The organism is Bacillus sp. ISL-45 (assembly GCF_018613195.1).
In the GTDB taxonomy this organism is placed as follows: Bacteria; Bacillota; Bacilli; order Bacillales; family Cytobacillaceae; genus Mesobacillus.
In genome coordinates, this window is the sequence record NZ_JAGGQQ010000005.1 from 338,465 (window position 1) to 357,146 (window position 18,682).

General features: G+C 43.5%; 18 protein-coding genes, 3 pseudogenes and 1 riboswitch. Of the genes and pseudogenes, 17 read left to right on the forward strand and 4 right to left on the reverse strand.

Translation table 11 applies throughout. The features are described from left to right. The first annotated feature begins 11 nt into the window (after positions 1-11). The 7 genes from comGC to J7E35_RS07170 all read left to right on the forward strand — a co-directional run bounded on the left by comGC (position 12) and on the right by J7E35_RS07170 (position 2,615). The gene (gene comGC / locus J7E35_RS07140; RefSeq protein ID WP_214778347.1) at positions 12-335 is read left to right on the forward strand and encodes a competence type IV pilus major pilin ComGC; all 324 of its coding nucleotides are present in this window, start codon (positions 12-14) and stop codon (positions 333-335) included. Beyond that, entirely contained in the window at positions 332-772 is a 441-nt protein-coding gene (gene comGD / locus J7E35_RS07145; RefSeq protein WP_214778349.1) for a competence type IV pilus minor pilin ComGD, read from the forward strand. The genes comGC and comGD overlap by 4 nt, the downstream gene beginning before the upstream one ends. Then, complete coding sequence (locus J7E35_RS07150) at positions 756-1,076, forward strand: hypothetical protein (protein ID WP_214778351.1); 321 nt, start codon at positions 756-758, stop codon at positions 1,074-1,076. Before comGD ends, J7E35_RS07150 begins: the two co-directional genes overlap by 17 nt. Continuing rightward, positions 1,042-1,503, forward strand: a complete 462-nt coding sequence (comGF, locus tag J7E35_RS07155) for a competence type IV pilus minor pilin ComGF (protein WP_214778353.1) — start codon at positions 1,042-1,044, stop codon at positions 1,501-1,503. The genes J7E35_RS07150 and comGF overlap by 35 nt, the downstream gene beginning before the upstream one ends. Before the next feature lie 68 nt (positions 1,504-1,571). Further along, positions 1,572-1,874: a competence type IV pilus minor pilin ComGG gene (gene comGG, locus J7E35_RS07160; protein ID WP_214778355.1), complete on the forward strand. Its 303-nt coding sequence runs from the start codon at positions 1,572-1,574 to the stop codon at positions 1,872-1,874. Between the two features lie 16 nt (positions 1,875-1,890). After that, entirely contained in the window at positions 1,891-2,391 is a 501-nt protein-coding gene (locus J7E35_RS07165) for a shikimate kinase (RefSeq protein ID WP_214778357.1), read from the forward strand. Positions 2,392-2,432: 41 nt separating this feature from the next. Next, a complete protein-coding gene (locus tag J7E35_RS07170; protein WP_214778360.1) occupies positions 2,433-2,615 on the forward strand; it encodes a YqzE family protein in 183 nt (60 codons plus the stop codon). A 48-nt stretch (positions 2,616-2,663) separates the two neighbouring features. Here the strand turns inward: J7E35_RS07170 and J7E35_RS07175 are convergent, their stop codons facing one another. Both J7E35_RS07175 and J7E35_RS07180 read right to left on the reverse strand, forming a co-directional pair. Further along, the gene (locus J7E35_RS07175) at positions 2,664-3,452 is read right to left on the reverse strand and encodes a YqhG family protein (protein WP_214778361.1); all 789 of its coding nucleotides are present in this window, start codon (positions 3,450-3,452) and stop codon (positions 2,664-2,666) included. Continuing rightward, positions 3,430-5,118 (reverse strand): DEAD/DEAH box helicase, encoded by a 1,689-nt coding sequence (locus tag J7E35_RS07180; protein ID WP_214778363.1) that lies wholly within the window; start codon positions 5,116-5,118, stop codon positions 3,430-3,432. Before J7E35_RS07180 ends, J7E35_RS07175 begins: the two co-directional genes overlap by 23 nt. Positions 5,119-5,293: 175 nt before the next feature. Then, a riboswitch (glycine riboswitch) is annotated at positions 5,294-5,382 on the forward strand. Between the two features lie 195 nt (positions 5,383-5,577). On the opposite strand from J7E35_RS07180, the gene gcvT reads away from it, so the two are divergent. Genes gcvT through gcvPB form a run of 3 tightly spaced genes read left to right on the forward strand, consistent with a single transcriptional unit; the run spans position 5,578 to position 9,509 of the window. Next, positions 5,578-6,684 carry a glycine cleavage system aminomethyltransferase GcvT gene (gcvT, locus tag J7E35_RS07185; protein ID WP_214778365.1) on the forward strand — a complete coding sequence of 369 codons (1,107 nt, stop codon included), beginning with the start codon at positions 5,578-5,580 and terminating at the stop codon, positions 6,682-6,684. A gap of 22 nt (positions 6,685-6,706) precedes the next feature. Further along, on the forward strand, positions 6,707-8,053 hold the full coding sequence (gene gcvPA, locus J7E35_RS07190) for an aminomethyl-transferring glycine dehydrogenase subunit GcvPA (protein WP_214778368.1): 1,347 nt from the start codon (positions 6,707-6,709) through the stop codon (positions 8,051-8,053). Beyond that, entirely contained in the window at positions 8,046-9,509 is a 1,464-nt protein-coding gene (gene gcvPB / locus J7E35_RS07195; protein WP_214778370.1) for an aminomethyl-transferring glycine dehydrogenase subunit GcvPB, read from the forward strand. Before gcvPA ends, gcvPB begins: the two co-directional genes overlap by 8 nt. Positions 9,510-9,970: 461 nt before the next feature. Here the strand turns inward: gcvPB and J7E35_RS07200 are convergent, their stop codons facing one another. Continuing rightward, the gene (locus J7E35_RS07200; RefSeq protein WP_214778715.1) at positions 9,971-10,291 is read right to left on the reverse strand and encodes a rhodanese-like domain-containing protein; all 321 of its coding nucleotides are present in this window, start codon (positions 10,289-10,291) and stop codon (positions 9,971-9,973) included. A 237-nt stretch (positions 10,292-10,528) separates the two neighbouring features. Between J7E35_RS07200 and J7E35_RS07205 the strand changes: the two genes are divergently transcribed. The 7 genes and pseudogenes from J7E35_RS07205 (at position 10,529) to J7E35_RS07235 (ending at position 17,983) form a co-directional block, all read left to right on the forward strand. Beyond that, on the forward strand, positions 10,529-11,365 hold the full coding sequence (locus J7E35_RS07205) for a lipoate--protein ligase family protein (protein WP_214778372.1): 837 nt from the start codon (positions 10,529-10,531) through the stop codon (positions 11,363-11,365). 355 nt (positions 11,366-11,720) lie between these two features. Continuing rightward, positions 11,721-12,539, forward strand: a pseudogene (locus tag J7E35_RS07210) (ribonucleotide reductase N-terminal alpha domain-containing protein); the annotation flags it as partial. Between the two features lie 75 nt (positions 12,540-12,614). Further along, a complete protein-coding gene (locus J7E35_RS07215; protein ID WP_214778374.1) occupies positions 12,615-13,397 on the forward strand; it encodes an HNH endonuclease in 783 nt (260 codons plus the stop codon). Between the two features lie 275 nt (positions 13,398-13,672). Beyond that, positions 13,673-14,290: pseudogene (locus J7E35_RS07220) on the forward strand (vitamin B12-dependent ribonucleotide reductase); the annotation flags it as partial. A 252-nt stretch (positions 14,291-14,542) separates the two neighbouring features. After that, positions 14,543-15,661 (forward strand): annotated as a pseudogene (locus tag J7E35_RS07225) (vitamin B12-dependent ribonucleotide reductase); the annotation flags it as partial. Between the two features lie 317 nt (positions 15,662-15,978). Further along, positions 15,979-17,007 (forward strand): spore photoproduct lyase, encoded by a 1,029-nt coding sequence (gene splB, locus J7E35_RS07230; RefSeq protein WP_214778381.1) that lies wholly within the window; start codon positions 15,979-15,981, stop codon positions 17,005-17,007. A 91-nt stretch (positions 17,008-17,098) separates the two neighbouring features. After that, on the forward strand, positions 17,099-17,983 hold the full coding sequence (locus J7E35_RS07235; protein WP_214778383.1) for a patatin-like phospholipase family protein: 885 nt from the start codon (positions 17,099-17,101) through the stop codon (positions 17,981-17,983). A 44-nt stretch (positions 17,984-18,027) separates the two neighbouring features. Here J7E35_RS07235 and J7E35_RS07240 read toward each other — a convergent pair whose 3' ends face one another. Next, positions 18,028-18,396 carry an SA1362 family protein gene (locus J7E35_RS07240; RefSeq protein WP_251040807.1) on the reverse strand — a complete coding sequence of 123 codons (369 nt, stop codon included), beginning with the start codon at positions 18,394-18,396 and terminating at the stop codon, positions 18,028-18,030. Positions 18,397-18,682 lie beyond the last annotated feature (286 nt).

Here is an 18,682-nt window from a genome sequence, read left to right on the forward strand (position 1 = left end):
GAGAATGCATGATGAAAAATCAAAAGGGCTTTACTTTGATAGAAATGATGATTGTTTTGCTGGTGATCTCTGTTCTTCTGATTATTACAGTCCCTAATATATCTTCACATAGTTCGAAAATTAATACGAAGGGCTGCGAAGGTTATATAAAAATGGTCGAGGCACAGGTACAGGCATACAAAATTGACAACAAGGTGATTCCTAACTTTGAACAGCTTCAAACGGGCAAATATCTGAAAAACACAGGGGCCAAATGTCCAGACGGTACTGGGCTTGTGATTACTACTGAAGGTGCGGTGCTTACGGAAGAAGAGTTCGCTGCGACCGGCCAATGAACCACTCTGGAGGTTTTACGATGGTCGAAATGCTGATTGTGCTTTCGGCATTCTTGATGCTCTCCCTCACATCTGCTTTCCTGTTTACACCCCAAAAAGACATGCTCGAAAAAGAGCTTTTCTTTTCACAATTGAAATCCGACCTTCTGTACAGCCAGCAATACGCGATGTCCCATCAAGAGACGATTACTTTCCATTTCGTGCCCGAAAATAATTCCTACCATATCCACAGAATGGATTATTATGCTCCGTTTCTGGCCGAAAGACATTACTCTTCTGACATCAAAGTGGAAAGAGGGACGTTGAATTTAATGTTCCAATATAAGCCGGATGGGAATATCGATAGCTTTGGTTCTATTTATATCACTGCAGGATCAAGGAAATATAAGATGATGATCCAGATAGGAAAGGGCAGATTTTATGTTATGGAGGAATGATGGATTTTTTCTCAGTGAGATGCTGCTATCATTGGCCGCGTTTTTCATGGGTGCTGCGATATTGCTTCCAATTGCCATACATGTCAGCAACCAGACAATGGAGTCCGAAAGAAATGCGGAAGCCAGCCATTTATTATATGACGAACTGATGTACTTGAAAATTACTGGAACCAGTTCTGGCAGAGAAAATATTACGCAGAATGGCGAGCTGTATTATATTAATGTCACAAAGAATGAGGGAGATTCTTTGTGGGAGGTTTGTGTCCATTATGATGATCAAAAAAAATGTGCTTCTTCAGAGTGAAAGAGGCTTCACTATGGCTGAGATGCTTTTATCAGTAATGCTATTTTTGATGATTGCCTCCATGCTGCCTTTAGGTATGAAAATCATCCTTGACCAGCGTGTTGCTGAGACGTTAGAGAGGAAAATGGAGTGGGAGGTCTTCAGCAGCCAGGTAAAAAGAGAAATTCGTTCAGCACAGCAAATGACTGTTCAGCCAGACAGACTGTTTATGAAGGTTGATGAGCAAATTATACTTTATGAGAAGTATAATTCCAGCATGCGGAGAAGGGTGGATTTCAAGGGACATGAAATCCTGGTACAAAACCTTTCAAGCTTCAGTTTTGGAAAAATAGCTGATGGAGTTGAGATTAAGGCAAGGGATTTAAAAGGAAGGGATTATCAGGTCAGGATCCATCAATTTTACCAAACTGGGGGTGTGGAACCATAAATCAACAAGGTTTTGTCTATCCACTGACGATGATTTTTTTACTATTGATGTCATTTTCTTTGCTTATATTGACTGAGAATTATGTTGCCGGAAAAAAATTCGCAAAAGAAACAGAGACAATACGGCTGCAGGAGTATTATATGCTATGTTCGGTCAAACAGACGGAATCCATGAGGAGCGAGGGATCCTTGCCGGCTTCAGGTATACTGAAATATCGGTCAGGAGATGTTTCCTTTCAAATACGTGAGGTGTCAGGAAAAGTGGAAGAAGTCATCTTCACCCTTAATCTCACCAGCGGGGAAAAGACTCTTGGTATAGCCCAATATGACAAGGATACCGGCTCAATGGTAAGATGGAGGGAAAAGAAGTGACAGGTGAATTAACGAAATGAACGCTATCTATCTTATTGGGTTTATGGGTTCGGGAAAGACAACCATTTCACAGGAATTGGCTAATAAACTGGAAGTATCAGTGTACGATTCAGATCAGGAAATTGTCCATAAGGCCGGAAAGACGATCAATGAAATCTTTGCCATTGATGGTGAAGAGGAATTCCGCCGCCTGGAGACCGAGGTGTTGTATTCAATGCCGGAAGCAGATGCCGTTGTCGCTACTGGAGGTGGAATTATTGGAGCAGAAAAGAACAGGTTGTTCTTAAAGGAAAAAGCGAATGTTGTCTTCCTTCATGCTGAAATCCGTATCATCATGGATAGGCTCAGAAATGACGATACCAGGCCATTATTAAGGAAAGCCAATAGAGAAGCTGCGGAAACATTATACCATAGCAGGCTGCCATTATACCGAGATACGGCTACGATCGAAGTGGATACCTCTGGGAAAGCTGTTTCAATGATTGTCGATGAAATCATCCAGCGTATGAAAAAATAACTCATGGTTATACTTGATAAGGAGCGAAGGATGGTGTAACCATGAAAACAAATGATTACGTAAAATACCTAACCCAGACCGTAGTAAAATATATTGATCAGCCCAAAGAAGAGCGCCAGAGGATGAAGCAGGCAAAAAAAGACGCAGAAGCCACTTTTATGTTCAGGTGGTTTGGCATTCTGCCATTTATGCTGATGTCGAGTATCAAAAAGAAAAAGAAATAACAGGAAAACCCGGCTTTAACAGGAGCCGGGTTTGTTTTTTGTACAAAATCATAAAGCACTTTCTGTTAAATAAAACAATCCGCCGTTGACGATTTCGATTTTTATTTTTGGTTCATATTGTTCCTGTAATGCAGCTTTTTCGGTTTTATAGCTATCAGATTCCTCTTCTTCGTTCTCATAGAAATGATGGAGCAATTGCAAATCCTTCTGCCAGCGTTTTCTTGCCTCTTCTGCCCAGGCATGGTCCTCTTGTTCAACCCTTGCATTCAAAAAAGACTGGATTCTGTTAACGCCGCTTTTTGGCTTGATTAATGGAGAAAGTGTATAGGCGTAGTCTGGTATTTTTGTACTCAATGGAAGCTTCAATAATTTATCATGAAAGTCTTCTTCCATCCTTCCATTGATCAGCTGCAGCCCGATTGAATGGAAAACATCGCGTTTTCTGTCACATTGATACGATATTTTCATATTCAGCCCTATCCAGGGTATAAGCGGTGTCTGGGCAGGAAATTGATTATTTTGATATAACCGGATGTAACCGGCGAGGTTTTTAGTCGATGCAAAGATTTGATGAAGCCGTGGTGAGCCAAAGTGGATGACCTCACCTTTCATATCGTCTGGCGCCTGCTGTTTATTGGTGATCAAGGTCAGCTTCATGGGATTAGGAACGCCGCCTGTCTTCTCAAGATAATGCCAGTAGAACGGGCGGTTCATCAGCTCCTTGTCAAGATCGATCGTCAGCTGGACTGTCATATACCCCTTGTCATTTTCAAGCAATTCACAGTTATTTGCGGTGAAGTATTTTTCGAGAAAGTTATGGATTTCCTGTTGCTGCACGCTGATTTCCCTCCTTCATTTCCTCTGCGAACTGGATCATCGACGTCAGGTTTTCCATTTTGATCCGAATTTCGCCTTCAGATGCCGACTTTCCAAAAATATCGGTCAAATGGTCCTCGATATTGCCAAACTCCAATTTTGTCAGGATATCATCCAGTTCACCGATGACTTTCTCGAACAGATTGATCTTTTCGTAAAGCAGCTTCAGTACATGTTCCTCGACTGTATCTTTTGTCGCGAAATTGTATATTTTCACATCCTTCTCCTGGCCGAGGCGGTGAATCCTTCCGATTCTCTGTTCAAGCCTCATCGGATTCCAGGGCAGGTCAAAGTTGATGATGTGGCTGCAGAATTGCAGGTTAATCCCTTCGCCTCCTGCCTCTGTTGCGATCAGGACCTGGACATTCTTTTGGAACAGTTCCCTCATCCAATCCTTTTTGCCGCGTTTGAATCCTCCCCGGAACGGCACAGAAGTGATGCCATGCTGCTTAAGGAACCATTGAAGATATAACTGGGTGGCCCTGTATTCGGTAAAGATGATGACCTTGTCATCAATCTGCTTGATTAATTCAAGCGCTTTTTCAGCCTTGGAATTCTTTGTTACTGCCTCAACACGTTTAATTAGCTGTGCAATTGTATTCTGGAAACCGACTGAGGGATTCTCCTGTCTTTGAAGCATGTTTCTGAGAGTGTAGAAAACTGCTTCCCTGCTGCTGCAAGCTTCCCGCTGAAGCGTCATTAAAGAGAATTGACTGGAGCTGAGACCACTTTCGGTACCTCTTAATGATTGAATTGAATCGTACAGTGCCCGTTCTTGATCGGAGAACTGAATAGGGATGGTTTCTACATGGCGCTTCGTCCATTCGATGCCAGTATCAGAGCGCCTGTTGCGAATCATTACTTTATTGACCAGCTCTTTAAGGTGTTCGTCATCATTTACTGACCTGGCGTCCTTTTTATATTTATCAAAAAAAGCCGTTTCAGAGCCCAGATGACCTGGTTTCAAAAGTGATACAAGGTTGAAAATTTCTTCAATCCGATTTTGTATCGGAGTGGCTGTCAGCAAAAGACAAAATCTCTTCTTGAGATTTTGGACAAATTCATAGTTTTTTGTTTTGTTATTTTTTAGCTTGTGAGCTTCATCAATTATGATAAGGTCATAATTTAAGTTGTTGATGATATCCCTGTGAGGCGCCCGTTTCGCTGTGTCGATTGAAGATACGACAACATCGCATTGCTCCCATACATAGCTTTTCTTCTGGGCAATGGCGGGGATATGGAATTTTGTATTCAGCTCCATGGCCCACTGTGAAACAAGGGAAGCAGGCACAAGGATCAATACTTTTTTGACCAAGCCCCTGATCATATATTCTTTTAAAATCAAACCTGCCTCGATCGTTTTTCCTAAGCCCACCTCATCGGCAAGTATGGCTTTTCCATTCATGTTTTCAACGACCTGCTTCGCTACCTCCAGCTGATGCGGCAGAGGGGTAAGTTCAGGAAGATGCGCCGGTGCCTGAAGACCCTCAAATTCCGGTATGATGGTATGTTTTTCTATCTCCACGGCAAGCTTGTACAGCTCCCAATTTCCCCACGGTCCGTCGTTATCAATTCTCTCAGCCATTTCGTCCTGCCAGGAAGAATCAAAGTTGATTTGCACGGTCATTTTATCCACCTCTTTTAAAGTATAAATATATTGCCGAAATTAGCTTTCTAATGGTAGGATGAAGTTAGCTTTTGAATGTTTTGAAATTTGTCATTTTATAGTCTTAAATAGTCAGTTTTGCAGACATGTGTAATAACGTCTAGCATGCCCAATTGTGAAAATAATATAAATGCGGATGACAACAAGGGGAGAGACTACTTTAGTAGCGCCGAAGGAGCAAGCAGACTTTGTGAATCTCTCAGGCAAAAGAACTCTTGTTTGACGCATCTCTGGAGAGCGCTTTTTTAGTGGGAGCCACCAAAGGGGAAAGCCTTTACAGGTAAACTTTCAGGTGAAAGGACAGAGACCTTCTCAGATTCAGAGGGGGTGCTCTGTCCTTTTTTGTGGGTTCAATCGCAATTGCCTCATCAGACACGACGCAAACTGATTTTTTAGCTATAGGACGAAGGGGGATACATAATGACTGAATTAAAACGGACACCGCTATTTGAAGTATATAAGGAATACGGTGGAAAAACGGTTGATTTTGGGGGCTGGGAGCTGCCTGTCCAGTTTTCAAGCATTAAGGAAGAGCATGAAGCAGTTAGGACAAAAGCTGGTCTATTCGATGTTTCTCACATGGGAGAAATAGAGGTTAAAGGCCCCGATAGTCTGGACTATCTACAAAAGATGATGACGAATGATGTTTCAAAACTCAAAAACGGCGGAGCCCAATATACGGCTATGTGTTATGAGACCGGGGGCACTGTTGATGATTTGTTGGTTTATAAACTTGAGGATGAGCTTTACCTGCTTGTTGTGAATGCTTCCAATATCGAAAAAGATTTTGATTGGATGCAGGACCATCTTGAAGGCAATGTGAAAATCGAGAACCTGTCAGAAGGCATGGCGCAGCTGGCGTTACAGGGCCCGCTTGCTGAGGAAGTCCTTCAGAAGCTTGCAAAGGATCATGACCTGAGCACAATCGGTTTCTTCAAGTTCAGCGAAGAAGTCAACCTGAACGGAAAGAAAGCGCTTGTATCGCGGACAGGATATACAGGTGAAGATGGATTCGAAATCTATTGCGATTCCGGGGATGCTGTAAGCCTTTGGAAGGAAATCCTTGAAGCAGGCAAAGAAGAGGGAGTCATCCCGTGCGGCCTTGGTGCCAGGGATACATTGCGTTTTGAAGCGAATCTGGCATTGTACGGCCAGGAACTTTCATCAGAAATCAGCCCGCTTGAAGCTGGAATTGGCTTCGCTGTAAAGCTGAATAAAGAAGCAGACTTTATTGGAAAAGAAGCACTCAAGCAGCAAAAAGAAGATGGCCTGCCTAGAAAGCTTGTCGGCATCGAGATGATTGACCGCGGAATCCCGCGCCATGGGTACCCAGTTTATAAAGGGGACACTCAGATTGGTGAAGTCACTACAGGCACGCAATCCCCGACGCTCAAGAAAAATATCGGGCTTGCGCTGATTGATGCAAAAGAAACTGAGTTAGGTAATGAAGTGGAAGTTGAAATCCGCGGCAAGCGCTTAAAAGCTGCCGTTTCAGCTACACCTTTTTATAAAAGAGATAAAAAGTAAAAGCCGGAGAGGGGAAAAAGTTATGAAGCATCGCTATTTACCGCTGACTGAAAGTGATAAAAACGCAATGTTGGAAAGCATCGGCGTTTCATCGATCGATGAATTGTTCAGCGATATTCCTGAAAAAGTCCGTTTTGCCGGAGAGTACAACATTAAACCAGCCAAGTCTGAAACAGCACTGATGAAAGAACTGGCACAGATGGCTTCGAAAAATGCTGATTTGAAAATGTATTCTTCATTTATCGGCGCAGGTGTCTACGATCATTACATTCCCGTAATCGTTGACCATGTCCTTTCGCGTTCAGAGTTTTACACTGCTTATACACCATATCAACCTGAGATTTCACAGGGTGAACTTCAGGCAATCTTTGAATTCCAAACGATGATCTGTGAACTGACTGGCATGGAAGTAGCCAATTCATCAATGTATGACGGCGGCACAGCGTTGGCTGAAGCGGCGATGCTTAGCGCAGGCCATACGAGAAGAAAGAAAGTGTTGATTTCAAGTGCTGTGCACCCAGAATACAAGGATGTAGTCAGGGCCTATGCAAAGGGCCAGTACATCGATGTCGTGGAAGTGCCTCACAAGGATGGAGTCACTGACCTTGAAGCACTTAAGGATATGGCTAGTGAAGAAATCGCTGCTGTTATTGTCCAGTATCCAAACTTCTTCGGCGGCATTGAGCAGATGAAGGAAATCGAAGAAATCGTACATGAAAATAAATCATTGTTCGTCGTATCCAGCAACCCTCTTTCATTGGGTGCATTGACGCCTCCAGGTAAGTTCGGAGCTGATATCGTTACCGGAGACGCCCAGCCATTCGGGATCCCGACAGCATTCGGCGGTCCTCACTGCGGATACTTCGCTGTTTCTGGAAAGCTCATGAGAAAGGTTCCGGGCAGACTTGTCGGCCAGACGAAGGATGATCAGGGACGCCGCGGATTCGTATTGACGCTTCAGGCGAGGGAACAGCATATCCGCCGTGATAAAGCGACATCCAATATTTGTTCGAACCAGGCATTGAATGCACTTGCTGCCTCAGTGGCGATGACAGCCCTCGGCAAAAAAGGCGTTCGTGAAATGGCTGTTGCCAATATCCAGAAAGCTCATTATGCAAAAAAAGCTTTCAAAGAGAACGGATTTGAAATCGCATTCGAAGGACCTACCTTCAATGAGTTCGTCGTCAAGCTGAATAAACCGGTAAAAGAAGTGAACCAAAAGCTGCTTGAAAAGGGCATCATCGGCGGGTATGACCTAGGGCGTGATGATTCCAGCCTTGGAAACCATATGCTTGTTGCTGTAACGGAGTTAAGAACAAAAGAAGAAATCGATACGTTTGTAAAGGAAATGGGGGATATCAATGCATAAGGAAGATCAGCCACTCATTTTTGAATTAAGCACACCAGGCCGTGTCGGCTACAGCCTTCCGGAGATGGATGTTCCGGAAACCGATTTATCAGAGCTTTTGCCTGAGGGATTCCTCCGTGAAGAGGAGCCAGAACTACCTGAGGCTTCCGAGCTTGATATCATGCGCCATTACACAGCATTGTCGAAGCGCAACCACGGTGTAGATTCCGGGTTCTATCCGCTTGGATCATGTACGATGAAATACAATCCTAAGATGAATGAAAATGTGGCGCGATTCAACGGCTTTGCCCATTTGCATCCATTGCAGGATGAAAGCTCTGTCCAGGGTGCTCTTGAATTGATGTACGATCTGCAGGAACACCTGATTGAAATCACTGGTATGGATGAAGTTACCCTTCAGCCGGCAGCCGGTGCACACGGTGAATGGACGGGCTTGATGATGATCCGTGCTTATCATGAAGCAAACGGCGATCTCAACCGTACGAAAGTTATTGTTCCTGACTCGGCGCACGGAACCAATCCAGCTTCAGCAACAGTAGCTGGTTTTGAAACGATCACTGTAAAGTCAGATGAAAACGGTCTGGTTGATTTAGAAGACCTTAAGAAGGTTGTCGGGGAAGATACAGCGGCACTGATGCTGACGAACCCGAACACACTTGGCTTATTCGAAGAAAACATTCTCGAGATGGCTGAGATTGTCCACGGTGCAGGCGGAAAGCTTTACTATGATGGAGCGAACTTGAATGCTGTTATGTCCAAGGCACGCCCTGGAGATATGGGCTTCGATGTTGTTCACTTGAACCTTCATAAGACATTCACAGGCCCTCACGGCGGCGGCGGACCTGGTTCAGGCCCAGTCGGTGTAAAAGCTGATCTGATTCCATTCCTGCCAAAGCCAATCGTGACAAAGCAGGATGGCGTTTATAAGTTTGATTATGACCGTCCGCAGTCAATCGGAAGGGTTAAGCCTTTCTACGGCAACTTCGGCATCAATGTCCGTGCTTATACGTATATCCGCACAATGGGTCCAGATGGTTTGAAAGCTGTTACGGAGTATGCTGTGCTAAACGCGAACTATATGATGAGAAGACTTGCAGAGTACTATGACCTGCCTTTCAACAGACATTGCAAGCACGAATTCGTCCTAAGCGGCAAGCGTCAGAAGAAGCTTGGCGTCCGCACATTGGACATCGCAAAACGCCTGCTTGATTTCGGTTATCATCCGCCAACCATCTACTTCCCATTGAATGTAGAAGAAGCGATCATGATCGAGCCGACAGAAACAGAATCGAAGGAAACACTCGATGCTTTTATCGACGCCATGATCCAAATTGCTCGAGAAGCAGAAGAGAATCCAGAAATCGTCCAGGAAGCGCCGCACTCCACAGTAGTAGGCCGTATGGATGAAACAACAGCTGCAAGGAAGCCAATCCTGCGCTACCAGAAAGCTGAATAGAACGATAGAAGTCCTGCCGGTTTGTTATTGGCAGGACTTTGTTTTTTAGTTATGAACACGGAATGACCTCGGAAAATACTGCGAGTCCGAAACCGGTGTGTATTATGAAAAATTCAGAGGAGAAGCCGAGATTTTGTCTGAACTTGATGTGACTTCGGACAAAATTGAGAGGAGAAGCCGAGATTTTGTCTGAACCTGGTGTGACTTCGGACAAAAATAAGAGGAGAAGCCGAGATTTTGTCTGAACTTGATGTGACTTCGGACAAAAATAAGAGGAGAAGCCGAAATTTTGTCCGAACCTGGTGTGACTTCGGACAAAAATAAGAGGAGAAGCCGAAATTTTGTCCGAACCTGGTGTGACTTCTGCTTGGTTCTGGCAGAAGGCAGTCGATCTGTTTTATGAAATGAAAAGCTAAACCCCCCAGCAGTCATGCTGAGGGGGAATTTTATGGAAAGAATGCTTATTTAGCTTTAACTTTGCCGCCCCATTTTTTGAAGCCGCCTTGTAGATGATTAAGGTCCTTATAGCCTTTTTTGTATAGCAGCTGGGCAGCACGTCCGCTGCGGGAACCGCTCTGGCAATAAAGGTAGACAGGCTTGTCCGGCCTGATTTCCTTCAGGCGAGTCTTAAGTTGGGTAAGCGGGATATTTCTGGCGCCTAAAATGTGTCCACCGGCGAATTCATTCGGTTCACGGACATCAATCAATTGCGCTTTACGATAACCAGCTTTGAATTCTTCCTCTGACAGGGTCTTTAGGATTTTCTTCTGGCGGAAATACATAAACACAGAGTATAGAATTACCGCAACTGTCAGGACGATTAAAAAGATAAGTGTATCCAAAACATATTTCTCCTTTCAAGCTTAGCTGAGCCACTTATAATTATATAAGCCTTCATGTCAGAGAGCAAAGGAAATTAGTAAATTTCTTTAAATCAACTTGCTTTGCTTTTGAAATTTATTTTGTTAGACTAAAAAAATCTTAGCTTTAAACTATTTTTAAAATGGGGTTAAATTTGTATGAATAAAGAGGTATGGGGATTTATTGATTCAGGAGACTGTTCACCTTCCTTCAATATGGCACTTGATGAAGCCTTGCTTGATTGGCATGGTGCAGGAAAAATTCCTCCAGTGGTCCGTTTTTATGGATGGAACCCGGCGACACTTTCAGTTGGCTATTTCCAAAAGATTGAAAGAGAAATTGATATGGAGGCTGTGAAGCAGCACGGTCTTGGTTTTGTAAGGAGACCTACTGGCGGCCGGGGCGTTCTGCATGAACATGAACTTACATACAGCGTAATCGTTACTGAAGAACACCCAGAAATGCCAAAGACAGTAACAGAAGCTTATAGGGTAATATCTGAAGGCATATTACAGGGTTTCCAGAAGTTAGGTCTAGAAGCTTATTTTGCTGTACCGAAAACTTCTGCTGATAAAGAAGCGTTAAAAAACCCTCGGTCTGCAGTTTGTTTCGATGCACCAAGCTGGTATGAGCTTGTTGTTGAAGGACGTAAAGTGGCCGGCAGCGCCCAGACCCGGCAAAAAGGGGTCATCCTTCAGCATGGTTCCATTTTGCTCGATTTGGATGAGGATAAACTTTTCAGCTTATTCAAGTATCCGAATGACAGAGTCAAAGAAAGAATGCAGCGAGCCTTCAAGACTAAGGCAGTAGCGATCAATGAGATCAGCAGCCGTAAAATAAATCTAGAAGAAGCGAAAAAAGCATTCAAGGAAGGTTTTGAGGATGGCCTGGGAATTATTTTGGAGCCATACACTTTAAGTGATGAAGAGCTGAGTTATGTAAATGAGCTGGCCAGAAATAAGTACGAATCTGATGAGTGGAATTTTAAAAGATAAAAAAATTTAAAAAGCGGATGACCCGCTTTTTTTGTTTTTATCCAGTATTTTCTAGGCTTTTGATAATTAGAAAAAGTGCAACCCTCGAAATTTGTTGTTTTTTATCATTTACTGGAGATATTCTATCGTTCTCTCTAAATAACTCGATTTTTTAATAGTTTTCATGTTTGACAAAATCTTTATTACTTGACCTAAACACCATATATAGTGTTGTCGAAAATTTAAAATACACTATATATTGATTTTTGATGTTTCGTTATGATAACGTAAGGGTAATTCAAAAATGCAGCTAGAATTACATACTTCTAGTAATACATTAGAGAAAAGATTTAAAACCTTAGAAGGAGTTGTAGAAATGTCTGTAACTATTGGACAAAAAATGAGCCTGGATGTAGAAAGCCTGAACAAGGATATTAAGCTGTTCCCGCAGGTTCACCCGATTACATCTGACATGAAACTTACACACAAAGGCGTTTCCCGATTAGTCATGCTGGACCGCTATACTTTTAAAGACACTGAAAAAATTACCCTATCAAATGGTGATTTCGTCGTTCTCACAATCAAAGAGGATCCAAAGTTTCCTGCTCGTGGACTTGGATTCATACTAGATATTGATTGGGAGAACAAAACAGCCAAAGTGCTTGTAGACGAAGAATTCCGCGGGGTGCTTGATGATCCTGAAGAAGCTTCGACCGGGGTGATCAAACGTTCACTGGACGTTATTGAAAAGCCGCTGGAAGTATTTTACGAGCAAATCGCGAAACGGAATGCCACAGGGCTTGCAGCCGTTGAAAAAACAGAAGAAAAGCGCCAGGAGTGGTTCGAGAAGTTCTACCAAGAGTTAGTCTCGATGAATTTCATCCCGGCAGGCCGTGTTCTTTACGGAGCAGGCGCGGAAACAGATGTAACCTACTTCAACTGCTATGTTATGCCATTCGTACAAGATTCACGCGAAGGAATTTCTGAGCACCGCAAACAGGTAATGGAAATCATGAGCCGCGGCGGCGGAGTAGGAACGAACGGTTCGACACTAAGACCGCGCAACACACTTGCCAAGGGCGTAAACGGAAAATCATCCGGTTCGGTCTCATGGCTTGATGACATTGCCAAGCTGACGCATTTAGTAGAGCAGGGCGGGTCAAGACGTGGTGCACAGATGATCATGCTGGCGGATTAACTAAATGACATTCTAAGTTAAAATTGGTAAGATTAACATGAGAACAAACGTTCGTTATAAGGAGGGCGTTTCATGAATCTGACCAGAGAATTTCTTTATCAAAAGTATATTCACGACAAAATGAGTTTAAAAGAGATAGCTGAAGAAACAGGGCTGCCAATTACGACAATTAAATCAAAGCTTAGAAGATTTGGTATTAGAAAAAAGCCAATCAAACTAGGCAATGAGATATACGATAATCGTGATTGGCTCTATGAGGAATACATTGTTAAAAGAAAGGGATATACTGTACTTGCTAATGAACTAGGGGTAAGTTATACAACAATTTTAGATCGAATTCTTTTCTTTGGATGGGAGCTAAGGGGCCATGATGAAATTGATAAAGGTGCTCCGAGGAGAGGAACGAAACATACCCCAGCCTCCATAGAGAAAATAAAGTCGACTAGGATAAAGAAACGTGTATACTTTGAATGCTTTCAGTGTGGACAAACTACTGAAAGGGTACGCTCAGGATTATCTAGTTCAGGTAAAAGCTTTTGTACTTATACATGTTATAAGAATTACCTGAAAGAAAATAGAGTGGAAACAATTGATATAACTGATTCTGCACTCTATAAGGAATGGCGTAAAAAAGTATATACTCGGGATAACTTTAGGTGCAAGATGCCTGGTTGTAACTCGAGTTCAAGAGATATTGCTGCTCACCATATTTATCCCAAAAAGCCTTTCCCTGAAAAACAATTTCTTTTAAACAATGGAATCACACTCTGTAGAAACTGTCATGAAAAAACTTATGGTAAAGAAAGTAACTTTATAGATGCATTAGTCCGCGTCGTTCAGAAAATGAACGATTAGAAAATCGGGTGAATTGCAGGGAACTCCTTAGAGGCAGGCAAGCCACAACGTGACTGGAAACGGTGAGCGTGAGGGCCTAAAAATTGCTTGCATTGGACAATCTGCAGCCAAGCGTCATTGGGCAAAGGTAATGGCGAAGGTTCAACGACTAGAGAGTGAGTCCCAACAATAAACTCTCACAAGCGCCCGACCCCTAACAGACCATGCTGAGGGTGATGATATAGTCTAGTCCGGCTGCAAAGCAGCGAAATATTCCGAAAGGAACGGTAGGTACGTGGCATCCTGACATTGTAGAATTCATCATTTCCAAAATGCAAAACCCAAGAATCCTTCGCTTCCTGATTGAAAGCACCAACGATGACTCAATCAAGAAACTGGCGAAGGAAAAGTTGAAATTCACACCGCTGACTTTGCAGGAAGAAGCAATGTACCAGGGAATCGTTAACTATAAGAGCATCCCAGGTTACGGCGGATTCAGCGCAGATATCATCAAAGCGGCTGAAGAAAAGCTTGCAACAGGCGGAACCTATACCGTCCATAACTCAGAATTCCTTACCGGTGCAAATATTTCAGTCACTCTGACAAAGGATTTCATGGACGCAGTTGAAAATGATTCAGATTATGAACTTCGTTTCCCTGATGTTGAAAGCTATGATGCTGAGACAATGAAGGTTTACAACGAAGAATGGCATAAAATCGGTGACGTCCGCGAGTGGGAAGAGCTCGGATACAAAGTGCGCACCTATAGAAAAATCAAAGCAAAAGAATTATGGAACTTGATTAATATCTGTGCGACATACTCAGCAGAACCAGGCATTTTCTTCATCGACAATGCCAATGATATGACGAACGCACAGGCATATGGACAGAAGGTAGTAGCGACAAACCCGTGTGGTAGAGCAGCTTAGTTTGCCTCACGTTAAAAATTGCGGAATGAAGCGGGAACCCTGCGATGGGAATCCGAACCGAAGGCCTTGGTTAAAAACCAGGTCAGGGGCAACGCATAGATGGTGAACCTGTGAGAGCAGAATATAATCCATCCACGAGGCCGCAACAATGCCACAAAGCATTGAAAAGATATGCTGAACTAACGGGAAACGAACCGTTAGAACTAAGGGATAAAAAGCCTTTAGGATAACAAAATGGAACAGCCTCTCGCACCAAATTCTGTCTGCAACCTCGCTGCTGTTAACCTTGCGGAAATGGCGGACAAGGATACAAAGACAGTTAACTTTGAAAAATTGAAGCGTACTGTAGAAGTTGGCGTGCGTATGCAGGACAATGTCATCGATGCGACTCCTTACTTCCTTGAAGATAATAAAAGACAAGCTTTAGGTGAACGCCGTGTCGGTCTTGGTGTCATGGGACTTCATGACCTTCTGATCTACTGTGAAACAGAATATGGTTCAGAAGAAGGAAACCAGCTTGTTGACAAAGTATTTGAAACAATTGCGACTTCGGCTTACCGTGCATCTGTTGAACTTGGAAAGGAAAAAGGAAGCTTCCCATTCCTTCAAGGCGGTACTGAAGAAGAAACTAACAGACTTCGCCAGGCATTCACGAACACTGGTTTCATGAAAAAAATGCCTGAAGATATTCGCGAGTCAATCCTTGAAAACGGAATTCGCAACTCACACTTGCTGACTGTTGCTCCGACGGGATCAACTGGTACCATGGTTGGCGTGTCAACAGGACTTGAGCCTTACTTCAGCTTCTCCTACTTCCGAAGCGGCCGTCTTGGCAAGTTTATTGAAGTGAAAGCGGACATCGTTCAGGAATATCTTGATCGCAATCCGGATGCTGATCCAGAGAACCTGCCGAATTGGTTCGTCTCAGCGATGGAATTGGCGCCTGAAGCACACGCTGATGTTCAATGTGTCATCCAGCGCTGGATTGACAGCTCGATCAGCAAGACGGTCAACGCGCCGAAGGGCTACAGTGTAGAGCAGGTTGAAAAGGTATATGAGCGCTTGTATAAAGGCGGAGCGAAGGGCGGTACCGTTTATGTAGACGGCTCCCGAGATTCACAGGTACTGACGCTCAAAGCCGAAGAAAACACGATGGAAGAGGAAATCGACAAGAAAGAAAAGCAAAAGCAGCATGTGGTACTTGTCGACACGATTAATGAATTACGTTCTACCAACGTAACGATTGGCTCTGAAGTCGGCAATACATGTCCTGTCTGCCGCAAAGGTGAAGTAAAAGAAATCGGCGGCTGCAACACATGCACAAACTGTAACGCACAGTTAAAGTGTGGACTATAAAAATTAGGATGGGTCCTTGCGTAGATAAAATGGATTCATGTTGAAGACCTGTTGATTGGAGTGGAAGTCGCGTAGACTCCTGCGGGATCAGCTGGACAGGCGAGATCCCGCAGGCGCCAACGGTGATGAGGAGGCTCACTGCCAGCCCCGCGGAAAGCGAAGCGACTGGAACGGAAATCAACAGAGCCATCTCTCCTCTAACCCAAATAAATGTATAGGTACATTTACAGTACAGGATGGAAATATTTTTTCCATCCTCTTTTTTTATTTCTGCCCATACTAACTATACTGACAAATGGAATGAAATGAGGAATTGAATGATGAAAGCTTTTGTACCACAGCTTGTATACATTGAACCCAGGGCTCTAGAATACCCGCTTGGACGTGAACTGAAGGAAAAGTTCGAGAAGATGGATCTTGAAATCCGGGAGACCACTTCGCATAACCAGGTGCGCGGCATCCCCGGTGATAATGAACTCCAGCAGTACCGCAATGCTAAATCAACTCTCGTTGTCGGTATCAGGAAAACGTTGAAATTCGATACCTCCAAGCCGTCTGCCGAATATGCCATCCCGCTTGCTACCGGATGCATGGGCCATTGCCATTACTGTTATTTGCAGACGACGCTTGGAAGCAAGCCGTATATTCGCACGTATGTAAATCTCGATGAAATTTTCGATCAGGCGCAAAAGTACATGGACGAAAGAAAACCGGAAATCACCAGGTTTGAAGCTGCCTGTACATCGGATATCGTCGGGATTGACCATTTAACCCACGCATTAAAGAAAACAATCGAATTTTTCGGAGAGTCGGAATATGGGCAATTAAGGTTTGTAACAAAGTACCATCATGTCGATCACCTTCTCGATGCAAAGCATAATGGCAAAACAAGGTTCCGTTTCAGCGTCAATGCCCGCTATGTGATAAAAAACTTTGAACCTGGAACATCATCCTTTGATGAAAGACTGGAGGCAGCCAGAAAGGTGGCAAAAGCCGGATACCCGCTTGGCTTCATCGTTGCGCCAATTTATATCCATGAAGGCTGGAGAGAGGGCTATCACGAATTATTTGAGAGACTCAGCAATTCCCTTGAAGGAATCGACCTGACAGGCTTAAGCTTTGAGCTCATCCAGCACCGTTTTACAAAGCCGGCTAAAAATGTGATCCAAAAAAGATATCCTAAATCCAAGCTTGAGATGGATGAAGAAAAACGAAAATATAAATGGGGACGTTACGGCATTGGTAAGTACGTCTACCAGAAGGATGAAGCGAAGGATCTTGAAGAAACGATTCGGGGATATATCCATTCGTTTTTTCCAGAAGCAGAGATTCAATATTTCACATAAATACAAATTTTTTAACTTGTACGCCGTACTAATTTACAAATGAAGCGCTTAAAGATGTAAAGGTGGGATTACATCGACGGGAGTGGCTCATATGTATATTGACGGCGTTTTTTCCGGCGGAGGAATTAAAGGATTAGCATTGGTAGGTGCCTGTGCGGCAATTGAGGAGCGGGGGTTCCGTTTTAAGCGGGTCGCAGGGACCAGTGCGGGTTCATTGATTGCTGGCTTGCTTGCAGCTGGATATACCAGCGCTGAAATGGCCGGTATCTTGGATGATCTAGACCTGAAAAAATTTCTCGACTCTAGGAAAACGATCATCCCATCAGCCTTGACGAAATGGCTTTTTGTATACTGGCGGCTGGGACTCTATAAAGGGGACGAATTGGAGCGCTGGATAGGTGAAAAGCTTGCTGCCAGGGGTCTGCGCACTTTTGGTGACCTCGCCCCGGATTCATTAAGGATCATTGCGTCAGACCTCACCAACGGAAGACTGTTAATCCTGCCAGATGATCTTCCGATGTATGGTGTTGATCCAATGACTTTTCCTGTAGCAAAAGCAATCAGGATGAGCTGCAGTCTCCCATTCTTCTTCGAACCAGTGAAGCTGCGTGACAGGGTCGGATCTAATATTGTAGTGGATGGGGGAGTGTTAAGCAATTTCCCGATGTGGTTATTTGATAAGGATAATGTGAAAAAAGTCCGGCCTGTACTTGGTATCAAGCTCAGCCAGAATTTGATCCAGCAGCCCACCAACAAAATCAAGAACGCACTTCAAATGTTCGAAGCTTTGTTTGAAACGATGAAGGATGCCCATGACTCCCGGTATATCTCGAGGAAACATGAAAAAAATATCATTTTCATTCCTACAGAAGGCAACTTGACTACTGAATTCCAGCTTTCGAATGAAAAGAAACATGAATTGATCGATCTGGGCCAAAAGAGCGCGGAGAAGTTTTTTAAATCCTGGTGTTATTAATGAATAGCTACGAAAAGAGCCTTAATAAAACACAAAAATCGAGCTTAGAACGAAGCCCGATTTTTTTTCCTGCCCTTTTTACCGTCTATGACCGTTAAATGTGACGCATCCTTCTTTTTGTTGCGCGCGGATGCGAGCGACCTTATTTTTGAACGTTTAGAGGAGACATTAGTGTCTTTTGTCTGGAACCGTTTTTTAGACCGCTTTGCTGCTTTTTGAAATGCAAGCTGGTGTTGCCGTCCTGAGCTTGAACTTGTCAAGCGGGTCACGAGGAAATAAATCAAGGCACCAACCAGGGCGATTGTTGCAAGCATGATAAGGATACTTAAAGGATCGGTAAATAACTGAAAGGCAAAACCAAAGATTGCAAGAACGATCAGTCCTGAAACAATATACTTAGAAGCACGATTCAATGAAAGCCACCTCCCTACTAGCATCATGAGCAATTTTTCCCGCTTTTAAACTTGCCAACGATTACTTTATACAAATTCTCCGATTTTATACTCTTCTCCTGCTACTTTTTCCTTTTTAAAAGTGCTTTAAACGAGCGATTTGCATTTTCATGATTATTCGGTCCACTTGTTCTGTTAGTTTCATTTTACTAAAAATTAGCACAAACCTCTATATGAAGGTTCCTTCCTGAACAATTTTTCCTGAAGTGCAATTGATTGGTCCGTCCGGGACATACTAACGGTGGAG

Coding starts and splice junctions, on each gene's coding strand:
- comGF (WP_214778353.1), top strand. CDS start 1,042: ATGATGATCAAAAAAAATGTGCTTCTTCAGAGTGAAAGAGGCTTCACT.
- J7E35_RS07200 (WP_214778715.1), bottom strand. CDS start 10,291: ATGTATTTCCGCCAGAAGAAAATCCTAAAGACCCTGTCAGAGGAAGAA.
- gcvPA (WP_214778368.1), top strand. CDS start 6,707: ATGAAGCATCGCTATTTACCGCTGACTGAAAGTGATAAAAACGCAATG.
- J7E35_RS07180 (WP_214778363.1), bottom strand. CDS start 5,118: ATGACCGTGCAAATCAACTTTGATTCTTCCTGGCAGGACGAAATGGCT.
- gcvT (WP_214778365.1), top strand. CDS start 5,578: ATGACTGAATTAAAACGGACACCGCTATTTGAAGTATATAAGGAATAC.
- gcvPB (WP_214778370.1), top strand. CDS start 8,046: ATGCATAAGGAAGATCAGCCACTCATTTTTGAATTAAGCACACCAGGC.
- comGC (WP_214778347.1), top strand. CDS start 12: ATGAAAAATCAAAAGGGCTTTACTTTGATAGAAATGATGATTGTTTTG.
- J7E35_RS07165 (WP_214778357.1), top strand. CDS start 1,891: ATGAACGCTATCTATCTTATTGGGTTTATGGGTTCGGGAAAGACAACC.
- J7E35_RS07235 (WP_214778383.1), top strand. CDS start 17,099: ATGTATATTGACGGCGTTTTTTCCGGCGGAGGAATTAAAGGATTAGCA.
- J7E35_RS07205 (WP_214778372.1), top strand. CDS start 10,529: ATGAATAAAGAGGTATGGGGATTTATTGATTCAGGAGACTGTTCACCT.
- splB (WP_214778381.1), top strand. CDS start 15,979: ATGATGAAAGCTTTTGTACCACAGCTTGTATACATTGAACCCAGGGCT.
- J7E35_RS07215 (WP_214778374.1), top strand. CDS start 12,615: ATGAATCTGACCAGAGAATTTCTTTATCAAAAGTATATTCACGACAAA.
- J7E35_RS07150 (WP_214778351.1), top strand. CDS start 756: ATGTTATGGAGGAATGATGGATTTTTTCTCAGTGAGATGCTGCTATCA.
- J7E35_RS07170 (WP_214778360.1), top strand. CDS start 2,433: ATGAAAACAAATGATTACGTAAAATACCTAACCCAGACCGTAGTAAAA.
- comGD (WP_214778349.1), top strand. CDS start 332: ATGAACCACTCTGGAGGTTTTACGATGGTCGAAATGCTGATTGTGCTT.